General features: G+C 71.5%; 21 protein-coding genes. 8 read left to right on the top strand and 13 right to left on the bottom strand.

Features of this window, described 5'->3' with window-relative positions; all coding sequences use genetic code 11:
* Positions 1 to 84: 84 nt before the first annotated feature.
* Positions 85 to 1,515, bottom strand: coding sequence for a Fe-S cluster assembly protein SufB (gene sufB / locus AB0B39_RS31500; RefSeq protein WP_357576109.1), 1,431 nt, complete (start codon positions 1,513 to 1,515; stop codon positions 85 to 87).
* Positions 1,512 to 2,234, bottom strand: coding sequence for a transcriptional regulator (locus tag AB0B39_RS31495; protein ID WP_234588466.1), 723 nt, complete (start codon positions 2,232 to 2,234; stop codon positions 1,512 to 1,514). Before AB0B39_RS31495 ends, sufB begins: the two co-directional genes overlap by 4 nt.
* 173 nt (positions 2,235 to 2,407) lie before the next feature.
* Here AB0B39_RS31495 and AB0B39_RS31490 point away from each other — a divergent pair, with 173 nt between their 5' ends.
* On the top strand, positions 2,408 to 3,370 hold the full coding sequence (locus AB0B39_RS31490; protein ID WP_357498878.1) for a COX15/CtaA family protein: 963 nt from the start codon (positions 2,408 to 2,410) through the stop codon (positions 3,368 to 3,370).
* A gap of 250 nt (positions 3,371 to 3,620) precedes the next feature.
* Here AB0B39_RS31490 and AB0B39_RS31485 read toward each other — a convergent pair whose 3' ends face one another.
* From AB0B39_RS31485 to AB0B39_RS31475, 3 genes are all read right to left on the bottom strand, one after another.
* On the bottom strand, positions 3,621 to 4,535 hold the full coding sequence (locus AB0B39_RS31485) for a hypothetical protein (RefSeq protein WP_357498876.1): 915 nt from the start codon (positions 4,533 to 4,535) through the stop codon (positions 3,621 to 3,623).
* Between the two features lie 14 nt (positions 4,536 to 4,549).
* A complete protein-coding gene (locus AB0B39_RS31480; protein ID WP_357498874.1) occupies positions 4,550 to 4,885 on the bottom strand; it encodes a hypothetical protein in 336 nt (111 codons plus the stop codon).
* Between the two features lie 289 nt (positions 4,886 to 5,174).
* Positions 5,175 to 6,128, bottom strand: coding sequence for a heme o synthase (locus tag AB0B39_RS31475; protein WP_357576108.1), 954 nt, complete (start codon positions 6,126 to 6,128; stop codon positions 5,175 to 5,177).
* 265 nt (positions 6,129 to 6,393) lie between these two features.
* Between AB0B39_RS31475 and tkt the strand changes: the two genes are divergently transcribed.
* From tkt to pgl, 6 genes are all read left to right on the top strand, one after another.
* A complete protein-coding gene (tkt, locus tag AB0B39_RS31470) occupies positions 6,394 to 8,532 on the top strand; it encodes a transketolase (RefSeq protein WP_357576107.1) in 2,139 nt (712 codons plus the stop codon).
* Between the two features lie 15 nt (positions 8,533 to 8,547).
* Positions 8,548 to 9,723, top strand: a complete 1,176-nt coding sequence (gene tal, locus AB0B39_RS31465) for a transaldolase (RefSeq protein WP_234588441.1) — start codon at positions 8,548 to 8,550, stop codon at positions 9,721 to 9,723.
* Between the two features lie 117 nt (positions 9,724 to 9,840).
* The gene (locus tag AB0B39_RS31460) at positions 9,841 to 11,490 is read left to right on the top strand and encodes a glucose-6-phosphate isomerase (protein WP_357576106.1); all 1,650 of its coding nucleotides are present in this window, start codon (positions 9,841 to 9,843) and stop codon (positions 11,488 to 11,490) included.
* A gap of 2 nt (positions 11,491 to 11,492) precedes the next feature.
* The gene (zwf, locus tag AB0B39_RS31455) at positions 11,493 to 13,046 is read left to right on the top strand and encodes a glucose-6-phosphate dehydrogenase (protein WP_357576121.1); all 1,554 of its coding nucleotides are present in this window, start codon (positions 11,493 to 11,495) and stop codon (positions 13,044 to 13,046) included.
* Positions 13,043 to 14,059 (top strand): glucose-6-phosphate dehydrogenase assembly protein OpcA, encoded by a 1,017-nt coding sequence (locus AB0B39_RS31450; RefSeq protein WP_234588443.1) that lies wholly within the window; start codon positions 13,043 to 13,045, stop codon positions 14,057 to 14,059. The genes zwf and AB0B39_RS31450 overlap by 4 nt, the downstream gene beginning before the upstream one ends.
* Before the next feature lie 121 nt (positions 14,060 to 14,180).
* Positions 14,181 to 14,951, top strand: coding sequence for a 6-phosphogluconolactonase (gene pgl / locus AB0B39_RS31445; RefSeq protein WP_234588444.1), 771 nt, complete (start codon positions 14,181 to 14,183; stop codon positions 14,949 to 14,951).
* 34 nt (positions 14,952 to 14,985) lie between these two features.
* On the opposite strand, the gene AB0B39_RS31440 is transcribed toward pgl, so the two are convergent.
* The 8 genes from AB0B39_RS31440 to rapZ all read right to left on the bottom strand — a co-directional run bounded on the left by AB0B39_RS31440 (position 14,986) and on the right by rapZ (position 22,074).
* Entirely contained in the window at positions 14,986 to 15,330 is a 345-nt protein-coding gene (locus AB0B39_RS31440; RefSeq protein ID WP_354860378.1) for an RNA polymerase-binding protein RbpA, read from the bottom strand.
* 139 nt (positions 15,331 to 15,469) lie between these two features.
* Positions 15,470 to 15,730, bottom strand: coding sequence for a preprotein translocase subunit SecG (gene secG / locus AB0B39_RS31435; RefSeq protein ID WP_234588446.1), 261 nt, complete (start codon positions 15,728 to 15,730; stop codon positions 15,470 to 15,472).
* Positions 15,731 to 15,825: 95 nt separating this feature from the next.
* Positions 15,826 to 16,617, bottom strand: a complete 792-nt coding sequence (gene tpiA, locus AB0B39_RS31430; RefSeq protein ID WP_357576105.1) for a triose-phosphate isomerase — start codon at positions 16,615 to 16,617, stop codon at positions 15,826 to 15,828.
* Positions 16,618 to 16,619: 2 nt separating this feature from the next.
* The gene (locus AB0B39_RS31425) at positions 16,620 to 17,819 is read right to left on the bottom strand and encodes a phosphoglycerate kinase (protein WP_357576104.1); all 1,200 of its coding nucleotides are present in this window, start codon (positions 17,817 to 17,819) and stop codon (positions 16,620 to 16,622) included.
* Positions 17,816 to 18,820, bottom strand: a complete 1,005-nt coding sequence (gene gap / locus AB0B39_RS31420) for a type I glyceraldehyde-3-phosphate dehydrogenase (protein WP_234588452.1) — start codon at positions 18,818 to 18,820, stop codon at positions 17,816 to 17,818. The genes AB0B39_RS31425 and gap overlap by 4 nt, the downstream gene beginning before the upstream one ends.
* Positions 18,821 to 19,081: 261 nt before the next feature.
* Entirely contained in the window at positions 19,082 to 20,062 is a 981-nt protein-coding gene (whiA, locus tag AB0B39_RS31415) for a DNA-binding protein WhiA (protein WP_074312802.1), read from the bottom strand.
* Positions 20,063 to 20,116: 54 nt separating this feature from the next.
* Positions 20,117 to 21,172 carry a 2-phospho-L-lactate transferase CofD family protein gene (locus AB0B39_RS31410; protein WP_357576103.1) on the bottom strand — a complete coding sequence of 352 codons (1,056 nt, stop codon included), beginning with the start codon at positions 21,170 to 21,172 and terminating at the stop codon, positions 20,117 to 20,119.
* A complete protein-coding gene (gene rapZ, locus AB0B39_RS31405) occupies positions 21,169 to 22,074 on the bottom strand; it encodes an RNase adapter RapZ (protein ID WP_234588457.1) in 906 nt (301 codons plus the stop codon). The genes AB0B39_RS31410 and rapZ overlap by 4 nt, the downstream gene beginning before the upstream one ends.
* Before the next feature lie 348 nt (positions 22,075 to 22,422).
* Here rapZ and recQ point away from each other — a divergent pair, with 348 nt between their 5' ends.
* Entirely contained in the window at positions 22,423 to 24,264 is a 1,842-nt protein-coding gene (gene recQ / locus AB0B39_RS31400; RefSeq protein WP_357576102.1) for a DNA helicase RecQ, read from the top strand.
* Positions 24,265 to 24,415: the final 151 nt, after the last annotated feature.

Here is a 24,415-nt window from a genome sequence, read left to right as displayed (position 1 = left end):
TGGTCTGTCTGTTCCGTGACGACGAGGTTGGGGCAGGGTGCGGGCGGGCCGAGGTTCCGGCCCGCACCGCGGGCGGAGGCGGCGTCAGCCGACCGCGCCCTCCATCTGAAGCTCGATCAGGCGGTTCAGCTCCAGGGCGTACTCCATCGGGAGCTCCTTGGCGATCGGCTCGATGAAGCCACGGACGATCATGGCCATCGCCTCGTCCTCGCTCAGGCCCCGGCTCATCAGGTAGAAGAGCTGGTCGTCGCTGATCTTGGAGACGGTCGCCTCGTGCCCCATCGACACGTCGTCCTCGCGGATGTCGACGTACGGGTAGGTGTCCGAGCGCGAGATGGTGTCGACAAGCAGCGCGTCGCACTTGACCGTGCTCCGGCTGTTGTGCGAACCCTCCAGCACCTGCACCAGACCGCGGTACGAGGTGCGGCCGCCGCCACGGGCGATCGACTTGGAGATGATGGACGAGGAGGTGTGCGGCGCGGCGTGCACCATCTTGGCGCCCGCGTCCTGGTGCTGGCCCTCGCCGGCCATCGCCACCGAGAGCACCTCGCCCTTGGCGTGCTCGCCGGTCATGTAGACCGCCGGGTACTTCATCGTCACCTTGGAGCCGATGTTGCCGTCGACCCACTCCATGGTCGCGCCCTCGTGGCAGACGGCGCGCTTGGTGACCAGGTTGTAGACGTTGTTCGACCAGTTCTGGATGGTCGTGTACCGGCAGCGCGCGTTCTTCTTGACGATGATCTCCACGACGGCGCTGTGCAGCGAGTCCGAGGAGTAGAGCGGCGCGGTGCAGCCCTCGACGTAGTGCACGTACGCGCCCTCGTCGACGATGATCAGCGTCCGCTCGAACTGGCCCATGTTCTCCGTGTTGATCCGGAAGTAGGCCTGCAGCGGGATCTCCACGTGCACGCCCTTCGGCACGTAGATGAACGAGCCACCGGACCAGACGGAGGTGTTCAGGGCGGCGAACTTGTTGTCGCCGACCGGGATCACCGTGCCGAAGTACTCCTTGAAGACGTCCTCGTGCTCGCGCAGCGCCGTGTCGGTGTCCAGGAAGAGGACGCCCTGCTCCTCAAGGTCCTCACGGATCTTGTGGTAGACGACCTCGGACTCGTACTGCGCCGCGACACCGGCGACCAGACGCTGCTTCTCCGCCTCCGGGATGCCCAGCCGGTCGTAGGTGTTCTTGATGTCCTCGGGCAGGTCCTCCCAGCTGGTGGCCTGCTTCTCGGTGGACCGCACGAAGTACTTGATGTTGTCGAAGTCGATGCCGGTGAGGTCCGCGCCCCAGGCCGGCATCGGCTTGCGGCCGAACAGCCGCAGACCCTTGAGGCGCAGGTCGAGCATCCAGGCCGGCTCGTTCTTCTTGGCCGAGATGTCCCGCACCACTGCCTCGTTGATGCCACGCTGGGCGACCGCCCCGGCGGCGTCCGGGTCGGACCAGCCGTACTCGTAGCGACCCAGGGCGGCGAGCTGCTCTTCCTGGGTCAGGGGCTGGACGATCTGCTCGGTCATCTATCTGTCCTCACAGTGGTGACGGGATTACCGGATTGAGCGCGGCCCGGCTGGGTCGGGATGTGCGTGGTGCACACCCCGTCGCCGTGCGCGATGGTGGCCAGGCGCTGTACGTGGGTGCCGACCAGACGGGAGATCACCGCGGTCTCGGCCTCGCACAGCTGGGGAAACTCGGCGGCCACGTGCGCCACCGGGCAGTGGTGCTGGCAGAGCTGGCCGCCGGAGGCGATCGTGGTCGCGTTGGCAGCGTAACCCTCGGCGGTGAGCGCTCCGGCGAGTGCCTCAGCCCGCGCGAGGGGGTCGTCGCCGGCGTCCTCCATGGCGGCGCGGCAGCGCGTCTCCAGTGCGGACACCTGCTCGGTGGCGAACGCCTCGACCGCGTCCGGGCCTCCGCTGCGGGCGATCCAGCGCAGCGCGGCGGTGGCCATGTTGTCGTAGTGGTGTGTGCCACAGCGGACCCGGGCCGCGTCGGTCAGCACGAACACCTTGGCCGGACGCCCCCGACCGCGGCTCCCCCGCACCGTCTGGTCGCGGGCGACGACGTCACCGTCGGCGAGCATCGCGTCCAGGTGCCGGCGGATCGCCGCCGGGCTGAGGCCGAGCGCCAGACCGAGCTGCGCGGCGGTGGTCGCGCCCCGCTCCAGCAGCAGCTGGGTGACGCGGTCCCGGGTGGAGATCTCCGTCGTGGCGCCGCCCAGCGCGGACGACGAGGCCCCGATGAGGGCGGACGCGGACGCGCCGACGGCCTGGGCAGCCGTCGGCTGGTGCCCGGAGAGCGCCGCCGCGTTTTTCACAACGCCAACGTTACGTAATTACCCGGAGGGTCGCAAACCCGGGCCCCGGTGATCCGAACCACCGGCCCGGCGGAGTCGGACGAACCTCGAGCACTACGGTGCGTAGGATTTGCGCCGTGAACCGCATCGTCCGTCCGGTCTCCGGTCTCCTGCTGCGCCGCCTCGCGCTCGCCTCGATCATCGCGAACGTGGCCATCGTCGTCACCGGCGGGGCGGTCCGGTTGACCGCGTCGGGCCTCGGCTGCCCCACCTGGCCCCGGTGCACCGACGACTCGTACGTCACGACACCCGAGATGGGCGTGTACGGCGTCATCGAGTTCAGCAACCGGATGCTCACCTTCGCGGTGGGCCTGATCGCGCTGGCCACCGTGCTGGCCGTCCTGGCACACCGGCCCCGCCGCCGCGGGGTGCTGACCCTCGCCGTCGCCGTCTTTCTGGGCATTCCCGCCCAGGCGGTGATCGGTGGCATCACGGTGCTCACCAACCTCAACCCGTGGGTGGTCGGGCTGCACTTCCTCGCCTCGATGGCGGTGCTCGCCGCCGCGTACGCCCTCTGGCGGCGGGTCGACGAACCGGACGCCCCGACGGTCGCCGTGGTGCCCTCCCCCCTGCGCACGCTGGCCCGGGTCACCACCGGCGTCACCGTCGCGGTGCTGGTGATCGGCACCTGGGTCACCGGCAGCGGCCCGCACGCCGGCGACCACGGCGCGGCCCGCAACGGACTGGACCCGGAGTCGATCTCCCAGGTGCACGCCGACGGCGTCTTCCTGCTGATCGGCCTGTCGGTGGCGTTGATCTTCGCGTTCCGCGCGGTCGGCGCGGCGCGGGCCACCCGCGCCGCCGTCGTCCTGCTCGCGGTGGAGCTGGGTCAGGGGCTCATCGGCTTCGTGCAGTACTTCACCCACGTGCCGGCGATCCTGGTCGGCGCGCACATGCTCGGCTCGTGCCTGGTGCTGCTGGCCGCCCTCTCGGTCCAGTGGTCCACCCGCGAACGCCGCCCGGCGGCCCCCGCGCCGCAGACCACCGCGACCGAGGTCGAAGCCGTCCCGGTCACCGCCTGACACCGCACCGAGCATCCGCCACCCCGCGCCCCGCAGGCGCAGGCCCGCGCCCGAGCACCCCGTCACCCCGCGCCCGGCCGGCCCGCGCCCGAGCGCGGCCGTTACCCCGCGGCGATCTTGCACTTTCCTCAAGATCTACACAACATCGGGGATGTTGCTGCTTCCCGTCGGGGCGAGGCAGCAACATCCCCGATGTTGCGCGGATCTTCGGGGTACGCCCACGGCCAGGCGGCGGGGTGGGAGATCAGGCTCAGCGGGTCAGGTGGGTGGCGATCGCGGTGGCGAGGCGGTCGGGGGCGCCGTCGGCGTACCCGATGAAGAGCGACGGCTCGGTCAGCTCCAGTTCGACCAGGACCGGGTCGCCGTCCGGGCCGGGGATCAGGTCGACCCGGGCGTAGAGCAGTCGACGCGTGCCACCGGGCACCGCGGCGAGGGTCCGCTCGGCGACCGCCAACTGCTCGGGGCGCGCGGCGCGGGAGCTGATCTCCTCGGCCTTGTAGAGACCGTCTGGGCCAAGATCCGGGCCGGTCAGCATCGGGCCCTTGCGGATGGCGTGGCTGTACGCGAGCCCGTCCGGGCCGGCCAGGAAGAGCAGCGCGGTCTCGCCCTCGCTGTCGACGGCGCTCAGGTACGGCTGAACCATCGTCGTGCGGCCGGCGGCGGAGAGGCGGCGTACGTGGGCCCGAGCCAGGTCGCGGTGCTCCGGGTCGGCCAGGTCGTACCGGCCGGTGTCCTGGCTGCCGGCGCTGACCGAGGGCTTGAGCACGTACTCGCCAGTCCCGGCGGGCGGCGACCAGGTCTCCCCCGGCTCGACCCAGGACGTCGGCACGGTCGGCACCCCGGCGGCGCTCAGCTCGGCCAGGTAGCGCTTGTCGGTGTTCCACCGCACCACGTCGGCCGGGTTGACCAGCGCGGGCACGGACGCGGCCCAGGCGACGAACTCGTCGCGGCGCAGGGCGTAGTCCCACGGTGAGCGGAGCACGACGAGGTCGTACGAGGACCAGTCGGCGGCCGGGTCGTCCCAGACGACCGCCTCGGCGGCGATCCCCCGGGCGCTGAGCGGGTCGAGGACGAGACGGTCGTCGGGGTCGAGGTCGACCAGCTCGGTGCAGGTGACGAGAGCGACCCGGGGTTCCCCCCGGGTCGACTGGTGGTGGTTGGTCAATTCAGCTGTCTATCTCAACGGGCCATCGTGCGCCGGGCCATCGACCGCCAGAGGTCGTTGCTCGGTCGCATCTGGTCCATCAGTTCACGCTCCCAGGCGTTCTCGACGGTGACTCCCGCCTTGGCGCACGCCTCCCGAGCGGTGACGGTGTCCTCGGCGAACTGGTCGCCCCACTCACCGTCGGTACCCACGAGGACGATCCGTGCGCCGCGCTTACCGACGTACTCGATGACGGCCTTCGCGCCGCCGTGCGCGGCGGCGAACGACTGAAGGCCTGCGACCAGGCCGTGCGGGGCCTGCTCGCCGGCGGTCTGCTCAGCCGTCAGCGTCGTATCGGAACCATCTGCCATGACGCGAAGCCTAAGCAGAGTTGCACTCGCGCGTGCGAGAACCATGAACCTTTTGTGATGCCAATTACCTACAGGTTTAAGGATGAGCACAGACTTCCTGTCCGGTTATATCCGGACTTTCCCGCACTAATCGCTTAGGCAAATCAGGGTTCACCACCCGCAGGTTGAGTCGATCCGACTCATGGCGAAAGTTACTCTCATGTGACGTTAAACCCGGACAACTCATCCACGGCCATGATTAGTCTGCGGATTTCCGGTGCACCCCTGCGGGACGTCCGCGCGACAGGCGTCAGATCAGCGCGTCGAGCGCGACGGCCACGAAGACGATCGTCAGGTACGTCGTCGACCAGTGGAACAGCCGCATCGGCTTGACCGCCTCGCCGCGGGTAGCCCGCCGGCAGAGCCGGTGCGCCTCGACGATGAAGATGGCGCCCACGACGAGGGTCGGCACGCCGTAGATCGCGCTGAGGCCCAGCGGCCAGACCGCGAGGGAGGTGAGCACGGTGAGCCACGCGAAGATCAGGATCTCGGCGTTCACCCGCCGGATGGAGGCCACCACCGGCAGCATCGGGATGCCGGCGCGGGCGTAGTCGTCCTTGTACTTCATGGCGAGGGGGTAGAAGTGCGGCATCTGCCAGAAGAAGACCACGGCGAACAGGCCCCAGGCCGCCGGGGCGAGCCCGCCGGTCACCGCCGCCCACCCGATCAGCACCGGAGCGGCCCCGCAGGCGCCACCCCAGAACGTGTTCGTCGGCGTGGAGCGCTTGAGCCAGAGCGTGTAGACGACGTCGTAGTAGACGATCGCGGCGAGCGTCAACCCGGCGGCGAGCAGGTTGGTGAAAGCCGCCATCAGGACGATCGAGATCGCCGCCAGCACCAGACCGAAGACGAGCGCGCTACGCGGCGACACCGTGTGCGCCGGCAGCGGACGCCGCTTGGTCCGCCGCATCAACTGGTCGATGTCCCGGTCGATGTAGCAGTTGAGCACGCTGGCCGCCCCCGCGGCGAGCGAGCCACCGATGAGCACCACGGCCATCAACCACAGCGACGGCAGACCCCCCTCGGCGAGCATCATCGCCGGGACGGTGGTGACCAGCAGCAGTTCGACGATGCGCGGCTTGGTGAGCGCCACGTACGCCGACACGATCGCGCGCACGTCCCGCCGCGCCACCGGACCCTCGGCCGCCCGGGCCGGGGGCTGCCCGGCGGGGTTGCTCGCGGGGCGCTCGGTGATCATGCTCACGGATTGCCACCTTCCGGCATCGGCACGGGGAGATCGAGTCGGGCGGGGCCCACTTGCGACCGCACACCGACCCACACACTACGCGTTGTCGTTTTGGCTGCCCGGCCGACCCGACAACGGTGCGGGCCGTCACACCACCGGGTTGAACGACTCGCTGCCCTGTCCCGTACCGCAGACCATGCAGAGATCCCCGGGCGGACGTTTAGTCACGCTCGATAGGGTCACCAGTGAGGGTTCCGCCCATCTGCCGAGGAGCACAACCATCGTGGCTGCCAACCGACCTGAGCACTCTGAACTCAACTGGTCCGACCTCGATCGCCGGGCTGTCGACACCGTCCGCGTTCTGGCCATGGATGCCGTCGAGAAATCCGGCAACGGCCACCCGGGCACCGCGATGAGCCTGGCGCCCGCGGCCTACCTTCTCTTCAACAGGGTCATGCGGCACAACCCGGCCGACCCGAACTGGCCCGGCCGGGACCGGTTCGTGCTCTCCGCCGGGCACTCCAGCCTGACCCTCTACATCCAGCTGTTCCTGTCCGGCTACCCGCTGAGCCTCGCCGACCTCAAGTCGCTGCGGCAGTGGGGCTCGCAGACCCCGGGTCACCCGGAGCACGGTCACACCCCGGGCGTCGAGACCACCACCGGCCCGCTCGGGCAGGGCCTGGGCAACGCGGTGGGCATGGCCATGGCGGCCCGTCGCGAGCGCGGCCTGTTCGACCCGGAGGCCGAGCCGGGCACGTCGGTCTTCGACCACAACATCTGGTGCATCGTCTCCGACGGCGACATCGAGGAGGGCATCAGCCACGAGGCCAGCGCCCTCGCCGGGCACCAGCAGCTGGGCAACCTCACTGTCGTCTACGACGACAACGAGATCTCGATCGAGGACGACACCCGCATCGCCAAGAGCGAGGACGTGGCGGCCCGCTACGAGGCGTACGGCTGGCACGTCCAGACTGTCGACTGGCGCAGCGGTGACGCCGACCAGGGCGACTACCACGAGGACGCCGAGGCGCTGTACCGCGCGCTGGTGGCCGCCAAGGCCGAGACCGGCCGTCCCTCCTTCATCGCGCTGCGCACCATCATCGGCTGGCCCGCGCCCAACAAGCAGAACACCGGCAAGATCCACGGCTCGGCGCTCGGCGCCGACGAGGTGAAGGCCACCAAGCGGATCCTCGACTTCGACCCGGAGCAGACCTTCCAGGTCGACGAGGAGGTGCTCGCGCACGCCCGCAACGTGATGGGCCGCGGCTCGGACGCCCAGCAGGAGTGGACCGTCTCGTTCGACGCCTGGAAGAAGGCGAACCCGGAGCGCACCGCCCTCTACGAGCGGATGGCCGGCCGGGTGCTGCCGGACGGCTGGACCGAGGCGCTGCCGGTCTTCCCCGCCGACGCCAAGGGCGTGGCCACCCGGGCCGCCTCCGGCAAGGTGCTCGAGGCGCTCGCGCCGGTGCTGCCGGAGCTGTGGGGCGGTTCGGCCGACCTGGCCGAGAGCAACAACACCACGATGAAGGGCGAGCCGTCGTTCATCCCGGCCTCGCACGCCACCAAGGACTTCCCCGGCCACGAGTACGGCCGCACCCTGCACTTCGGCATCCGTGAGCACGCCATGGGCGCGATCCTCAACGGCATCGCCCTGCACGGCGGCACCCGCCCGTACGGCGGCACGTTCCTGGTGTTCAGCGACTACATGCGCCCGTCGGTGCGACTGGCCGCGTTGATGAAGCTGCCGGTGACGTACGTCTGGACGCACGACTCGATCGGCCTGGGCGAGGACGGCCCGACCCACCAGCCGGTGGAGCACCTGACCGCGCTGCGCGCCATCCCGGGCCTGGACGTGGTCCGCCCGGCGGACGCCAACGAGACGGCGTGGGCCTGGCGGCAGGCGCTGGAGCACACCGACCGGCCGACCGCGCTGGCGCTGAGCCGCCAGCCGCTGCCGACCCTGGACCGGGACGTCCTGGGTGCCGCGGACGGGGTGGCCAAGGGCGGCTACGTGCTGGCCGAGGCATCCAACGGCAAGCCGCAGGTGATCATCGTCGGCACCGGCTCCGAGGTGCAGCTCTGCCTGACCGCCCGGGAGCGGCTGGAGGCCGACGGCACGCCGACCCGGGTCGTTTCGATGCCCTGCCAGGAGTGGTTCTACGAGCAGGATGAGGCTTACCGGGAGTCGGTGCTCCCGCGCGGGGTAAAGGCACGGGTGAGCGTGGAGGCCGGGATCGCCATGTCCTGGCGCGGCGTCGTCGGTGATCTCGGCGAGAGCGTCAGCCTGGAGCACTACGGGGCGAGCGCCCCGCACACCGTGCTCTTCGAGCAGTTCGGGTTCACCCCCGACCGGATCGTGGCGGCGGCACACGCCTCGCTGGCCCGGGTGGGCGACATCACCGGTTTCACGACCGGCAACTGAGGGAGCGTGGACGGCATGACGGACAAGCTGAATGAGCTCACCGCCGCAGGTGTGGCGGTGTGGCTCGATGATCTTTCCCGGGTACGTTTGAGCTCCGGCGGGCTGGACCAGCTCCGCCGTGAGAAGCACGTCGCCGGCGTCACCACCAACCCGACGATCTTCGCCAAGGCGTTGAGCGACGCCGACGAGTACAACTGGCAGCTGCGTGACCTCGCCATCCGTGGCGTGGACGTGGAAGAGGCCGTACGGATGCTCACCACGTACGACGTACGGTGGGCCTGCGACGTGATGCGCCCGTCGTACGACGGCAGCGCGGGCGTGGACGGCCGGGTCTCGATCGAGGTGGACCCGCGCAGCGCACACGACGCGGACAAGACGGTCGCCGAGGCCAAGGCGCTGTGGTGGCTGGTCGACCGGCCCAACCTCTTCATCAAGATCCCGGCCACCGAGGAGGGCCTGTCGGCGATCACCGACACCCTCGCCGAGGGGATCAGCGTCAACGTGACGCTGATCTTCGGTCTGGACCGCTACTCGGCGGTCATGGAGGCCTTCCTGGCCGGTCTGGAGCAGGCCAAGGCCAACGGGCACGACCTGTCGAAGATCGGCTCGGTCGCGTCGTTCTTCGTCTCCCGGGTCGACTCCGAGGTCGACAAGCGGCTGGAGAAGGTCGGCTCCGACCAGGCCAAGGCGCTCAAGGGCAAGGCCGCGGTGGCCAACGCCCAGCTGGCGTACGAGCGCTACACCGAGGTCTTCTCCTCGGACCGCTGGAAGGCCCTGGAGGCCGCCGGAGCGCACCCGCAGCGGCCGTTGTGGGCCTCCACCTCGACCAAGAACCCGGACTACCGGGACGTGATCTACGTCGAGGAGCTGATCGCCCCCGGCACGGTCAACACCATGCCGGAGTCGGTCATCCACGCGTACGCCGATCACGGCGAGACGCGCGGCGACACCGTGACCGGCGCCTACGACGCGGCCCGGAAGGTCTTCGCGGACCTGGAGTCGGTCGGGGTGGACATGGCCGACGTGATCGCCACCCTCGAACGCGAGGGTGTGGAGAAGTTCGAGGCGAGCTGGCAGGAGCTGCTCGACGGCGTCAGCAAGTCGCTGAAGGCCGCGGGCACCGGCACGGGCGCTCCGAACAAGGCTGCCAAGGGCAACGCCAAGGCCGCCGAGAAGGCCGGTGGCGCGTGAGCGAGCGAATCAGCAAGCGGCGAAGCGGAGTGACGGCATGAGCGAGCGCAGCGAGCGAATCGGAAAGCCCAGCGCGAAGGTGCCTCATGGCGGCACGCAGCGAAGCGGAGTGACGGCATGAGCGACCTTCTCGCAGGGCCGGTGGAGGCAGCCGCCGGGCTCGCCGTGTACGGCGCGGACGCGGTCGACAAGTCCGCGCCCGCCTCGACCCGGGAGGCGCTGGTCAAGGCCGGCGTCCCCGGCAAGCTGGCCGCCAAGGACGCGGGCCTGTGGGGTCCGGACGCCGAGGCCGAGGCGAAGATCCGGCTCGGCTGGGTGGACACCCACCGGCGCAGCCGGGAGCTGCTGGCGCAGCTCGCCGAGCTGAGCGCGGAGCTGGCCGACCTGGACCACGTGGTGCTCGCCGGCATGGGCGGCTCGTCGCTCGCCCCCGAGGTGATCACGCGGACGCTGGGCCGGCCGCTGACCGTGCTGGACACGACCGACCCGGGCCAGGTCCGGGCGGCCCTGGCTGACCGGCTGGAGCGCACCGTGGTGGTCGTCGCCAGCAAGTCCGGCTCGACGGTGGAGACCGACAGCCACCGTCGCGCCTACTGGCAGGCGTTCCTGGACGCCGGGATGACCGAGGCGGAGGCCGGCCGGCACTTCGTCATCGTCACCGACCCGGGTTCGCCGCTGGAGGCCACCGCGGCCGAGATGGGCGCGTTCACCGTGCTCGCCGACCCGAACGTGGGCGGTCGGTACTCGGCGCTCACCGCGTTCGGGCTGGTGCCCTCGGCGCTGGCCGGCGTCGAGGTCGCCGAGCTGCTCGACCAGGCCGACGCGTTGGCCGAGTCGCTCGCCTCGGACCGCGACAACCCGGCGTTGGCGTTGGGCGCCGCGCTGGGCGCGGCCGCCACGCTGGCCCGTGACAAGGTCGCCCTGGCGTCCGACGGCACCGGCATCGACGGCCTGGGCGACTGGGCCGAGCAGTTGATCGCCGAGTCGACAGGCAAGGCCGGGGTGGGCATCCTGCCCGTCGTGGTCGAGTCCCCGCAGAGCCCCGGCGCCACCGGGCCGGACGTGCTGACCGTCAGCTATGGCGGCGCGTTGGCCGCCGGTGACGTGCCGGGCGGCGGCGCCGACCCGGACGTGGCCGTCAACGGCCCGCTCGGCGCGCAGTTCCTGGCCTGGGAGTACGCCACCGCGGTGGCCGGCGTGGTGCTCGGCATCGACCCGTTCAACCAGCCGAACGTCACCGAGTCCAAGGAGAACACCAACAAGATCCTGGCCTCGGGTCTGCCGGCGGAGACGCCGTCGTTCACCGAGGGCGCGATCGAGGTGTACGCCCCGCAGGGCGCCCCCGGTGACCTGGTCGGTGTGCTGCGCTGGCTGCTCGACGGGTTGGGCGAGGACGGCTACCTGGCCGCGATGGCCTACCTGGACCGGTTCGCCGACGCCGACGCGGCCCGGCTGCGTCCGCTGCTGGCCGAGGCGAGTGGCCGGCCGGTCACCTTCGGCTGGGGGCCACGGTTCCTGCACTCCACCGGCCAATACCACAAGGGCGGCCCGCAGGTGGGCAGCTACCTTCAGGTGACCGGCGCGGTCGCCGAGGACCTGGCGGTGCCGGGCAAGCCGTACACCTTCGGTGAGTTGCAGGCGGCACAGGCCGCCGGCGACCGGCAGGCCCTCGCCGGCCGGGAGCGTCCGCTGCTGCGGCTGCACCTGACCGACCGGGCAGCCGGCGTCGCCCAACTACTCGACGCGGCCGGTGAGCTGCGGGCGTGAGGATGGACGCTGTGACTGAAGCGGAGCGAGACGGCGGTTCGGTGAACCCGCTACGCGACCCGCAGGACCGCCGGTTGCCCCGGATCCCCGAGCCGTGCGCTCTGGTGATCTTCGGGGTGACCGGCGACCTGGCCCGCAAGAAGCTGCTCCCCGCGGTCTACGACCTGGCGAACCGGGGGCTGCTGCCGCCCGGTTTCGTGGTGCTCGGCTTCGCCCGCCGAGACTGGGGTGACGGCGACTTCGAGACCCTCGCGTGCGAGGCGGCCCGCAAGCACGCCCGCACCCCGTGGCGGGAAGAGGTGTGGGCGCGGCTGGCCGGCAACATCAAGTTCGTCGGCGGGTCGTTCGACGACGACGCGGCCTTCGACCAGCTCGCCTCGACGCTGGACGACCTGCGGCAGACCCACGGCATCGCCGGCAACGCGGCGTTCTACTTCTCCATCCCCCCGGCCGCGTTCCCCGTCGTGCTCAAGCAACTGGCCCGCACCGGGATGGCCGACAACGAGAAGTCCGGCGGCTGGCGCCGGGTCGTGGTGGAGAAGCCGTTCGGCAACGACCTGCCGTCGGCGAAGGCGCTCAACGACCTCGTCGACGACGTGTTCACCCGCCAGGACGTCTTCCGGATCGACCACTACCTGGGCAAGGAGACCGTCCAGAACATCCTGGCCCTGCGGTTCGCCAACAACCTGTTCGAGCCGTTGTGGAACTCGAAGTACGTCGACTCGGTGCAGATCACCATGGCCGAGGACGTCGGCATCGGCAGTCGGGCCGGTTTCTACGACACCGTCGGCACCGCCCGTGACGTGCTCCAGAACCACCTGCTCCAGCTCCTGGCGCTGGTGGCGATGGAGGAGCCGACCAGCTTCGACGCCGACGAGATCCGCGCCGAGAAGCTGAAGGTGCTCAAGGCGATCACCCTGCCCAAGGACGTGGCCCGGGACACCGTCCGCGGCCAGTACCTGCCCGGCTGGGTGGGCGGCGAACGCGCGGTCGGCTACCGGGAGGAGCAGGACGTCCCCGCCGACTCCACCACGGAGACGTACGTGGCGGTGCGGCTCGGCATCCAGAACCGGCGCTGGGCCGAGGTGCCGTTCTACATCCGGGCCGGCAAGCGGCTGCCCCGGCGGGTCACCGAGGTCGCCATCATGTTCAAGAAGGCGCCGCACCTGCCGTTCAACGACGCCGACATGGAGTCGCTGGGCAACAACCAGCTCGTCATCCGGGTGCAGCCCGACGAGGGCGTGGTGCTCAAGTTCGGCTCGAAGGTGCCGGGCACCACGATGGAGGTCCGCGACATCGCGATGGACTTCCAGTACGGCGAGGCGTTCACGGAGTCCAGCCCGGAGGCGTACGAGCGGCTCGTCCTGGACGTGCTGATCGGGGACCGCACCCTGTTCCCGGACGCGGCCGAGGTCGAGCAGAGCTGGCAGGTGATCGACCCGCTGGAGCACGCCTGGGAGGGCACCACGCCGGAGCCGTACCGCGCCGGCGAGTGGGGGCCACGGGCTGCCGACGAGATGCTGGCCCGCGAGGGCCGCGCTTGGAGAAGAGCATGATCGGGCTGTGGGACACCACCGGCAACGAGGTGGTCAAGGCGCTTGCCGCCGAGCGGCGCAGCGCCGGTGGTGTGGCCAGCGGCATGGCGCTCACCCTCATCGTGGTGGTGGACGAGAAGCGGGTCCGCGAGGCGGAGGCGGCGGCGACGATCGCCGCCGCGGCCCACCCGTGCCGGCTGGTGGTCGTGGTCCGCTCCGACATCGAGCGGGAACGCAACCGGCTGGACGCGGAGATCGTTGTCGGTGGCCGGCTCGGCCCCTGCGAGGCGGTGGTCACCCGGATGTACGGGCGGCTCGCCCTGCACGCCGAGTCGGTGGTGATGCCGCTGCTGGTGCCGGACGTGCCGGTGGTCACCTGGTGGCACGGCGAGCCGCCGGCGGAGATCGCCACCGACTTCCTCGGGGTGGTCGCCGACCGGAGGATCACCGACACGGCGCAGGCCACGGACCCGATCGAGGCGCTGCGGCAGCGCGCCCGGGACTACGCCCCGGGTGACACCGACCTGGCGTGGACCCGGATCACCCCGTGGCGGACCCTGGTCGCCGGGGCGTTCGACACCACCGAGGCGAAGGTCACCGAGGCGACTGTCGTCGCGCCGCCCAGCGACCCGACGGCGGCGCTGATGGTCGGCTGGCTGTCCAGCCGGCTCGGCATCACCCCGCGCCGGGTCGACAGCGACGAGTTCCCCCGGATGCGGGAGGTGCAGTTGACCTGCGCCAACGGCGACCGCCTGACGCTGACCCGCGAGGACAGCCTGGCGGTGTTCCGGCGGACCGGTCAGGACGACCGGACCCTGCCGCTGGTCCGTCGGCCGCTCGGCGACGAGCTGGCCGAGGAACTGCGCCGGCTGGACGCGGACCAGGTGTACGCGGAGGCGCTGGGCGCGACCGCCGGTCTGCGGGGTCTGGAACAGCGCCCCCCGCAGCGGGTGCACGTCTGGAAGGATCCGGCCACGGCCCAGCGCGCCGAGGCCGGGGTCACCGCGCACACCGGCACGAGCGGCGAGAGCTGAGCAGCACCACACCCGAGGGCCGGGACGCCATGTCCCGGCCCTCCACCGCCACCTCCGGACGTTCCGTCCGGTAACGACGCGACAGCGACCGCCCAGCGGTCGGGAAACGAAGGCACAACCCATGAGTGAGGCGAGTGTCGCCGTCCACGCCGACGCCGACCTGCTGGCGCAGGCCGTGGCGGCCCGGCTGCTGGTGAAGTTGCTCGACGCCCAGGCCGACCGGGGCGAGGCCGCGATGGTGCTCACCGGTGGGCGCATCGCCGCCGCCGTGTACCGGGCGGTGGCGCAGTTGCCGGCCCGCGACGCCGTGGACTGGTCCCGGGTCGACGTGTGGTGGGGTGACGAGCGGTTCCTGCCCGCCGGCGACCCGGAGCGCAACGAGACCCAGGCCCGCGCCGCCCTGTTGGACGTGGTGCCGCTGGACCCGGCCCGGGTGCATCCCATGCCGGCCTCCGACGGACCGGCAGGCAACGACCCCGAGGCGGCCGCCGCCGCGTACGCCGACGAGTTGGCCCGCGCCGCCCGGCCGGGGCACGCCGCGCTGCCGCACTTCGACGTGCTGATGCTGGGCGTCGGTGAGGACGGGCACGTCGCCTCGGTCTTCCCGGAGCACCCGGTGCACTACGAGACGCGGCCGGTCAGCGCGGTGCGGGGCAGCCCGAAGCCGCCGCCGGTGCGGACCACGCTCACCCTGTCGGCGATCAACACCGCCGAGGAGGTCTGGCTCGTGGCCGGCGGCGCCGACAAGGCCCGTGCGGTGGGCATGGCGCTGGCCGGCGCCGGCCCGGTGCAGCTGCCGGCCGCCGGGGTGCACGGCGTGGACCGTACCCGCTGGCTGCTGGACCGCGCGGCGGCCGCTGACGTGCCCGCCCGGCTGCGGAGCCTGCGCTGAGCGACGGTGCGGCCCCCGATGCGGGGGCCCGCACCTAGCTTTCGCCCCGGCGGCGGCGCAGCGCCGCGAGCGCCTCCGCCAGCAGCGCCTCGCCCTCTTCGGCGGTACGCCGCTCCTTCACGTACGCCAGGTGGCTCTTGTAGGGCTCGGCGCGGACCCGTCCGGGCGGGTTCTGCGCGTCCAGACCGGCGGGGAGCCCGCAGCGGGGGCAGTCCCACAGCGGCGGCGCCGTGGCGTCGGCCGCGATGCGGATGTCGGTCTGGTGGTCGTTGCGACACCAGTAGGTGACGTCCTGTCGGGGTGCGGGTTGGTGCCGCTCGTCCGGGCGCATGGGTGCGGACCCGACGCGGGCGCCGCGGATGACGTTGCCACTGGGCACGGCTGCTCGCTCCTGTCGTCGGAGGGGACCCGCCACCGTCGGGGATGGGCGGCGGGCGACGCGGTGCAGCGGAGAAAAGACTGCGCGCGGCCCGTCGAGTGACGGACCGCGCGCAGATTGTACGACTTCGCGGACCTGCTCAGGTGCCGCTGTTCAGCTGGAGACGGAGCCAGAGCCCCAGCCCGACGATCGCCGCGAACCAGACGACACCCACCAGAACGGTGTAACGGTCCAGGTTCTTCTCGGCCACCGAGGAGCCGGCGAGGCTGGAGCTGACGCCACCGCCGAACATGCTCGACAACCCGCCACCCTTACCGCGGTGCAGCAGGATGAGCAGGGTGAGCAGGATGCTCGTGATGACCAGCAACACGATCAACGTGTATGCGAACCAGATCGGCATGGCTGGGGGCAGTCCTCTCGTAGCGATCCTCGCCCGGACAGGTCGGGCACGGCGGCACCGGCCGGTGGACGGGCGGTGTCCAGGATAGCGAGCGATCAGCGAGCGATGTGCTCGGGGAACCGGCAGATCTGCGCGAATTCTTCGGCGTCCAGGCTGGCGCCACCCACCAGGCCACCGTCCACGTCCGGCTGACCCATGATCGAGGCGACGTTGGACGCCTTGACCGAGCCGCCGTAGAGGACCCGGACCGCGTCGGCGGTCTCGGCGTCGAAGCGCTCCGCCAGCCGCTGGCGGACCGCACCGCAGACCTCCTGCGCGTCCTCGGGCGTCGCGGTCTTGCCGGTGCCGATCGCCCAGACCGGCTCGTACGCGATGACGACCTGGCGCACCTGCTCGGCCGTGAGCCCGGCGAGGCCCCCGTCGAGCTGGTCGGCGCAGTGCGCCACGTGGGTGCCCTGCTCGCGGACGTCCAGCCCCTCCCCCACGCAGAGGATCGGGGTCAGGCCGTGCGCGAGCGCCGCCTTCACCTTCGCGTTGACCACCCCGTCGTCCTCGTGGTGGTAGGCCCGCCGCTCGGAGTGCCCGACCACCACGTACGTGCAGCCGAGCTTGGCGAGCATCGCGCCGGAGATGTCCCCGGTGTACGCGCCGGAGGCGTGCGGGGAGAGGTCCTGCCCGCCGTAGCCGATCAGCAGCTTGTCGCCGTCCACAGCCGTCTGCACGGTGCGCAGGTCGGTGAACGGCGGCAGCACCACCGTCTCGACCTCGGTGAGCTGCTTCTCGGTGAGGCTCGCGGCCAGCTTCTGCACGAGCAGGTTGGCCTCGAGGTGGTTGAGGTTCATCTTCCAGTTGCCGGCCATCAACGGCCGGCGGGTCGTGCTCGCCATGCTCAGTTCTCCAGGGCCGCGATGCCGGGGAGGGTCTTGCCCTCCAGGTACTCCAGGGAGGCGCCGCCGCCGGTGGAGATGTGACCGAAGCTCGACTCGTCCAGGCCCAACGCCCGCACCGCCGCGGCGGAGTCGCCGCCACCGACGACGCTGAACGCGTCGGCCTTGGTGATCGCCTCGGCGATCCCCCGGGTGCCGGCCGCGAACGCCGCCATCTCGAACACGCCCATCGGGCCGTTCCAGAAGATCGTCTTCGCCTGCGACAGGGCGGCGGCGAAGCCGGCGACCGTCTCCGGGCCGATGTCCAGGCCGAGCCGGTGGCTCGGGATGCCGTCGACGCGGACCGTGTCGTGCGCGGCGTCCGGGGCGAAGGCGTCCGCGACCACCACGTCGACCGGCAGCATGATCTTGCCGCCGGAGCGCTCCAGCAGGTTGCGGCAGGTCTCGACCATGTCCTTTTCCAGCAGCGAGGTGCCCACCTCCAGGCCCTGGGCCTTGAGGAAGGTGAAGCACATCCCGCCGCCGATGAGCAGCCGGTCGACAGTCGGCAGCAGCGCCTCGATCACCGCGAGCTTGTCGGAGACCTTGGAACCGCCCAGCACCACCACGTACGGCCGCTCGGGCTCGCTGGTGAGCTTGGAGAGCACCTCGACCTCACGCAGCACCAGCCGGCCGGCCACGTGCGGCAGCCGCGCCGGCACGTCGTAGACGCTGGCGTGCTTGCGGTGCACGGCGCCGAACGCGTCGTCCACGTACGCGTCGCCGAACGCGGCGAGCTGATCGGCGAAGGCGGCCCGCTCGGCCTCGTCCTTGCTGGTCTCCCCCGCGTTGAAACGCAGGTTCTCCAGCAGGGCGACCTGGCCGTCGGCCAGGCCCGCGACGGTGGAGCGGGCCGAGTCGCCGACCGTGTCGGTGGCGAAGTGCACCGGAGCGCCGAGCAGCTCACCGAGCCGCCCGGCGACCGGGCTCAGGCTGAACTGCGGGTCCGGCGTGCCCTTCGGGCGGCCCAGGTGCGAGCAGACGACCACCTTCGCGCCGGCCTCGACCAGCGCACCGAGGGTCGGCAGCACCGCGCGGATGCGCCCGTCGTCCGTGATGGCGCCGGACTGCTTGTCGAGCGGGACGTTCAGGTCGGCGCGCACCAGCACGCGCCGACCCGACACCCCCTCGGCGAGCAGGTCGTCGAGGGTCCGGATGCTCACAGCGACGAACCGACCAGCTTGACGAGGTCGACCAGGCGGTTGGAGTAGCCCCACTCGTTGTCGTACCAGCCGACGACCTTGACCTGGTTGCCGACGACCTTGGTCAGCGGCGCGTCGAAGATGCACGACGCCGGGTCGGTGACGATGTCGGTGGAGACGATCGGGTCCTCGTTGTAGACCAGGATGCCCTTGAGCGGGCCGTCCGCGGCGGCCTTCAGCGCGGCGTTGACCTCGTCCACGGTGGTCTCGCGACCCACGTTGACGGTGAGGTCGGTGACCGAGCCGGTCGGGATCGGCACCCGCAGCGCGTACCCGTCGAGCTTGCCCTTCAGGTCCGGCAGCACCAGGCCGATGGCCTTCGCGGCGCCGGTCGAGGTCGGGACGATGTTCAGCGCGGCGGCGCGGGCCCGACGCAGGTCCGAGTGCGGCGCGTCCTGCAGGTTCTGGTCCTGGGTGTACGCGTGGATCGTCGTCATCAGGCCGTGCTGGATGCCGAACGTGTCGTGCAGGACCTTCGCCATCGGCGCGAGGCAGTTGGTGGTGCACGAGGCGTTGGAGATGATGGTGTGCTTCGCCGGGTCGTAGGTGTCCTGGTTGACACCCATGACGACGGTGACGTCCTCGTTCTTCGCCGGAGCGGAGATGATGACCTTCTTGGCCCCGCCGTCGACGTGCGCCTTGGCCTTGGTGGCGTCGGTGAAGAAGCCCGTCGACTCGATGACGACGTCGGCGCCGACCTCGCCCCACGGCAGCTTCGACGGGTCCTTCTCGGCGTACGCCTTGATGGTCTTGCCACCGACGGTGATCTCGTCGGCGGTCGCCTTGACCTCGTACGGCAGGCGACCGAGGATGCTGTCGTACTTGAGCAGGTGGGCGAGCGTGGCGTTGTCGGTCAGGTCGTTCACCGCCACGACCTCGATGTCGGCGTCGGACGCCAGCACTGCCCGGAAGAAGTTACGGCCGATTCGGCCGAAGCCGTTGATGCCAACCCGGATGGTCACAGGTCCCATCTCCTCGCGTTCTGGTCTGCCGGCTTCAGACAACGGGCCGGCGGAGTGGTGTGCGCCGACCGTTGGAGCCGGCCGTTGACGGTTCGTCTCGGCACCCCGCCGCGGTCTGAGGACCTGACCGCCCGAGGCGGTAAGCACGACGAGGAGTGCCTGTGTCGGCCCCCTTGCCGTACTCAGCGACCTTATCCGAGCGCGTGAGAGCACGCCGCGCCGGGGCGTGGTCCCGGCGCACCGTACGGCCCCACCGTCCTATCAGACCACGAGCATGTCGGGTGTGACGGCCGCTTCGGTATCCGGGATGCCGAGGTCCCGGGCCCGCTTGTCGGCCAGCGCCAGCAGACGGCGGATCCGTCCGGCGATGGCGTCCTTGGTCAGCGGAGGCTCGGCCAACGCGCCCAGCTCCTCCAGCGACGCCTGCCGGTGCTCCAGGCGCAGCCTTCCGGCGTCGGTGAGGTGGTTGGGCGCCTCGTCGGCAAGGATCTCCAGCGCCCGGGTCACCCGGGCCGCGGCGGCGACGGCGGCACGCGCCGAGCGGCGCAGGTTGGCGTCGTCGAAGTTGGCCAGCCGGTTGGCGGTGGCCCGCACCTCGCGGCGGACCCGGCGCTCCTCCCAGGCCAGCACGCTGGAGTGCGCGCCGATGCGGGTGAGCAGCGCGGCGATCGCGTCGCCGTCCTTGACCACCACCCGGTCCACCCCGCGCACCTCGCGGTTCTTCGCGGTGATGCCGATCCGCCGGGCCGCGCCGACCAGCGCCAGCGCCGACTCCGGCCCCGGGCAGGTGATCTCCAGCGCGCTGGAGCGGCCGGGCTCGGTGAGCGAGCCGTGCGCCATGAACGCCCCCCGCCACGCCGAGACCGCGCAGCAGACGTTTGCCGCCACCACGTGCGGGGGCAGCCCGCGCACCGGACGACCGCGCACGTCCAGCAGGCCGGTCTGCCGCGCGAGCGCCTCACCGTCCTTGACCACGCGGACGATGAAGTGGCTGCCCTTGCGCAGCCCACCGGACGCCAGCACGTGGATCTCGCTGGGGTAGCCGTAGACCTCCGCGATCTCCCGGCGCAACCGACGCGCCACCGCGCCGGTGTCCAGCTCAGCCTCCACCACCACACGGCCGGAGACGATGTGCAGCCCGCCGGCGAAGCGCAGCAGCGCCGCCATCTCCGCCCGCCGGCAGCAGGGCTTGGGCACGTCGACCCGACTCAGCTCGTCCTTGACCGCAGCCGTCATCGCCATTGTGCGTCCCCTCACGGACCTGTTCCGGCGTGTCGCCGGAGATTACGTACGTGTCTAACGATCGGCGCCCAGGACAGGCACCAGCGCGGCGCCCAGGGCAGCCGGATCATGGCGGGGAGTGCCGTCGGTGACGGCGACGGGGGCGAGGACCAGGCGGGCACCCAGCGATTCTGCCGCACGTTCGACCGGTTCAGGGTCACCCACCGCCTTGGCGTCCGCGAGCACGAGATCGACCTTGAGTTCGGGCAGGTACCAGCGCAACGCCGCCAGATGATCGGCGACCGAGAGGCCGAGGGTCTCCTTCTCCGCGGCCAGGTTCAGCGTGACCAGCCGCCGGGCCGAACTGGACACGATCGCGTCGGCCAGCTGCGGCACCAGCAGGTGCGGAAGAACACTCGTGTACCAGCTGCCCGGCCCGAAGATCAACCAGTCTGCCGCGCCGATCGCCGCCAGGGCCTCGGCGCAGGCCGCCGGGGCGGCCGGGGTGAGACGCAGCGACTCGACCCGCCCGGTGGTGACCGCCACCTGGTGCTGACCGCGTATGGTCCGCACCTCGTCGGGGGCGCTCGGATCGGCGCCGCGCACCCGCGCCTCGATGCCTACCGGCTGGCGCGACATCGGCAGGACCCGCCCGACCGTGCCGAGCATCGCCCCGGCGTGTTCCAGCGCCGCCACCGGGTCGCCGAGCAGCTCCATGAGGCCGCAGAGCACCAGGTTGCCCACCGCGTGCCCGGCCAGGCCGTCGGAGCGCACCGCCGCCGGTTCCGCGCCGCGCGACTCCGGGCCGCCCGCCGCCGTCAGGTCCGCGTCGGTCCCGTCCTGCGGGGGTACGCCGACAGCCGGCACCGCGGCGAAGCGGTGCTGGAACAGTCCGGCGCTGCGTCGGGTGGCCGGGTGGTCTCCGGCCAGCGCCACCAGCGCCTGGCGCAGGTCACCCGGAGGCAGGCCGCCCCGTTCGGCGCGCAGCCGGCCGCTGGAACCGCCGTCGTCGCCGACCGTGACCACCGCGGTGATGTCCAGGTCGAGTTCGGGGGCGCAGTGGCGCAGCGCACGCAGCGACGCGGACAACCCGTGCCCTCCGCCGAAGGCGACCACCCGACGCGCCGTCATTCCCGCCCCAGGTCGCGGTGCTGCGCGTTGGCGGCCAGCCCCGACTGGCGCAGCCGACCGGCCAGCTCCTCGGCGATGGCCACGCTGCGGTGTTTGCCGCCGGTGCAGCCCACGGCGACGGTCAGGTACCGCTTGCCCTCCCGCTCGAACCCGGTGGTGGTGGCGTTGACCAGGTCGGCGTACGAGGCGACGAAGGCGTCCGCGCCCTCCTGACCCAGCACGTACGCGCTGACCGCCTCCTCCCGACCGGTGTGCTCGCGCAGCTCCGGCACCCAGTACGGGTTGGGCAGGAACCGGGCGTCCAGCACGAAGTCGGCGTCCGGCGGCAGGCCGTACTTGAAGCCGAACGACAGCACGGTGACCCGCAGCCGGCGGGCGTCCTCGCCGCCGAACAGCTCCTCGATGCGCCGACGCAGCTGGTTGACGTTCAGGTGGCTGGTGTCGATGATCACGTCGGCCTGGTCGCGGGCCTCCTCCAACAGCCCGCGCTCCACGGCGATGCCGTCGGCCAGCCGCCCGTCGCCCTGCAACGGGTGCGAACGCCGGACGCTCTCGAAGCGCCGGATCAGCACCTCGTCGTCGGCGTCGACGAACACCACCCGGGGCGAGAAGCCCCGCTCCTTGAGCTCGCGGATCGCCCCGGCCAGGTCGGTGGAGAAGGCCCGCGAACGGACGTCCAGGACCATCGCCGTACGCCGGGCCGCGCCGCCGGCCTTGAACGCCAGCTCGGCCATGTCGAGCATGAGCGCCTGCGGCAAATTGTCCACGACGTAGTAGCCGACGTTCTCCAACGCCCGCGCGACGGTGCTGCGACCGCCACCGGACAACCCGGTGACCACCACCAGAGTGGTCTCCGACTCGGCCGCCGGCTGCCCGTCACCGGCTGTGTGCGCCTCGCTCACCCGTACCCCCAAGCCGTGGCGCCGCGGCCGCCATCGGCCGCGATTGGTCAATCAGCGACTCTATCCCGCCGGTCGGCGCCGGGTCGGGCGCGTCCGCTCCCGGGTAGCGTGGGTCGCCCTCCCGACAGGCCGCACCCTTGGCGGCTGTCAGTAGTCATCTGTGCGCTTCGCGCGATCGCCGCAGGTCAGGACCGACATTCCGGAGGTCTCCGCCGAGCAACGTGCGGGATCGGGGCCGCTTCACCCCGCCGAGCGGCCCGGCCGACCGGTCCAACTGACCGCTCGCCCGTCCGGTGCGCCCGGGTGCGCCGGGCGAGTGGTGTCGGGGTCGGCTCGTAGACTCCGCGGATGGCTTCCCCCACCGACGTGCGAGCCGAGGCCGCGCTGGACGCGCTGCGCCGGGTGTTCGGCTACGACGCCTTCCGCGGTTTCCAGCAGCAGGTCATCGACCATGTCGTCGCCGGTGGCGACGCGCTGGTGCTGATGCCCACCGGTGGCGGCAAGTCGCTGTGCTACCAGATCCCGGCCCTGGTCCGCGATGGTGTCGCGGTCGTCATCTCCCCGCTGATCGCGCTCATGCAGGACCAGGTGGACGCGCTCACCGCGGTAGGTGTCCGCGCCGGCTTCCTCAACTCCACCCAGACCCTGGACGCCCGGCGGCGGGTGGAGGCCGCGTTCGTCGCCGGCGAGCTGGACCTGCTCTACCTGGCCCCGGAGGCGCTCGGCGTCCGGTCCACCCTCGCCCTGCTCGACCGGGGGCGGATCTCCCTGTTCGCGATCGACGAGGCGCACTGCGTGTCCCAGTGGGGGCACGACTTCCGGCCCGACTACCTCGCGCTGTCGATGCTGCACGAGCGCTGGCCGCAGGTCCCCCGGATCGCGCTGACCGCCACCGCGACGAGCGCCACCCGCCGCGAGATCGCGAGCCGACTGGGGCTCGACGACGCCCGGCACTTCGTGGCCAGCTTCGACCGGCCCAACATCCAGTACCGGATCGTGCCCAAGCGGGAACCCCGCAAGCAGCTGCTGGCCCTGCTGCGCGACGAGCACCCCGGCGACGCCGGGATCGTCTACTGCCTCTCCCGCGCCTCGGTGGACAAGACCGCCGAGTTCCTCGTCGCCAACGGGGTCGCCGCCCTGCCGTACCACGCCGGTCTGGACGCGGCCACCCGCGCGGCCAACCAGCAACGCTTCCTGCGCGAGGACGGCCTGGTCATGGTGGCCACCATCGCCTTCGGGATGGGCATCGACAAGCCGGACGTGCGCTTCGTCGCCCACCTCGATCTGCCCAAGTCCGTCGAGGGCTACTACCAGGAGACCGGCCGCGCGGGCCGCGACGGACTGCCGTCCACCGCCTGGCTGGCGTACGGCCTCCAGGACGTGGTCCAGCAGCGCAAGATGATCGAGACGTCCGACGGCGACCTCGCGCACCGGCGCAACCTCGCCGCACACCTGGACGCGATGCTCGCGCTCTGCGAGACGGTCCGCTGCCGACGGGTGCAGCTGCTCGAGTACTTCGGCGAGACCACCCCGACGGCCTGCGGCAACTGCGACACCTGCCTCAACCCACCGGAGTCGTGGGACGGCACCGTCGCCGCCCAGAAGCTGCTCTCCGCCATCTTCCGCCTCGACCGCGAACGCAACCAGCGGTTCGGCGCCGGGCACTGCATCGACATCCTGCTCGGCAAGCAGACCGACAAGATCAGCCAGTACGGTCACGACGCGCTGACCGTCTTCGGCATCGGCACGGAGTTGAGCGAGGCCGAGTGGCGGGGCGTCGTCCGGCAACTCCTCGCCGAGGGGCTGCTCGCCGTGGAGGGCGACTACGGCACCCTCGCCCTGACCGAGGCCAGCGCCGACGTCCTGGGCCGCCGCCGCACCGTCACGATGCGCCGCGAGCCGGAGCGGCAGGCGTCGAGCCGGTCGTCGAAGCCGCGCGGCGCGGCCACCGTCGTCGCCGAGCTCACCCCGGCGGCCGCGTCGGTCTTCGAGCGGCTGCGCGCCTGGCGGGCGGCCACCGCCAAGGAGCAGGGCGTCCCGGCGTACGTCATCTTCCACGACGCCACCCTCCGGCAGATCGCGGGCGACGCGCCCACCTCGCTGGCCGAGCTGTCCCGGGTCAGCGGGGTCGGCGAGAACAAGCTCGCCAAGTACGGCGAGCAGATCCTGGCCGTCCTCGCGGCCGAATGACCCCGGGCATGCCGCAAGGGCCGGGCTCCTGTGGTGGGGTCCGGCCCTTGTCGGATATGTGGCAAGGGCCGGACCCCACGATCGGGGTCCGGCCCTTGTCGGTTGGTGTGTTGGTGTGTGGGTCAGCTGGTGGCGTAGCCGCGGGTGGCGA

This window comes from Micromonospora sp. NPDC049114, from assembly GCF_040648635.1.
Lineage (GTDB): Bacteria > Actinomycetota > Actinomycetes > Mycobacteriales > Micromonosporaceae > Micromonospora.
This window is presented reverse-complemented; position numbering and strand designations above follow the sequence as displayed.

Coding starts and splice junctions, on each gene's coding strand:
- tal (WP_234588441.1), top strand. CDS start 8,548: ATGACGGACAAGCTGAATGAGCTCACCGCCGCAGGTGTGGCGGTGTGG.
- recQ (WP_357576102.1), top strand. CDS start 22,423: ATGGCTTCCCCCACCGACGTGCGAGCCGAGGCCGCGCTGGACGCGCTG.
- tpiA (WP_357576105.1), bottom strand. CDS start 16,617: ATGGCGAGCACGACCCGCCGGCCGTTGATGGCCGGCAACTGGAAGATG.
- AB0B39_RS31480 (WP_357498874.1), bottom strand. CDS start 4,885: ATGGCAGATGGTTCCGATACGACGCTGACGGCTGAGCAGACCGCCGGC.
- AB0B39_RS31410 (WP_357576103.1), bottom strand. CDS start 21,172: ATGACGGCGCGTCGGGTGGTCGCCTTCGGCGGAGGGCACGGGTTGTCC.
- AB0B39_RS31450 (WP_234588443.1), top strand. CDS start 13,043: ATGATCGGGCTGTGGGACACCACCGGCAACGAGGTGGTCAAGGCGCTT.
- AB0B39_RS31460 (WP_357576106.1), top strand. CDS start 9,841: ATGAGCGACCTTCTCGCAGGGCCGGTGGAGGCAGCCGCCGGGCTCGCC.
- sufB (WP_357576109.1), bottom strand. CDS start 1,515: ATGACCGAGCAGATCGTCCAGCCCCTGACCCAGGAAGAGCAGCTCGCC.
- zwf (WP_357576121.1), top strand. CDS start 11,493: ATGGACGCTGTGACTGAAGCGGAGCGAGACGGCGGTTCGGTGAACCCG.
- pgl (WP_234588444.1), top strand. CDS start 14,181: ATGAGTGAGGCGAGTGTCGCCGTCCACGCCGACGCCGACCTGCTGGCG.
- secG (WP_234588446.1), bottom strand. CDS start 15,730: ATGCCGATCTGGTTCGCATACACGTTGATCGTGTTGCTGGTCATCACG.
- whiA (WP_074312802.1), bottom strand. CDS start 20,062: ATGGCGATGACGGCTGCGGTCAAGGACGAGCTGAGTCGGGTCGACGTG.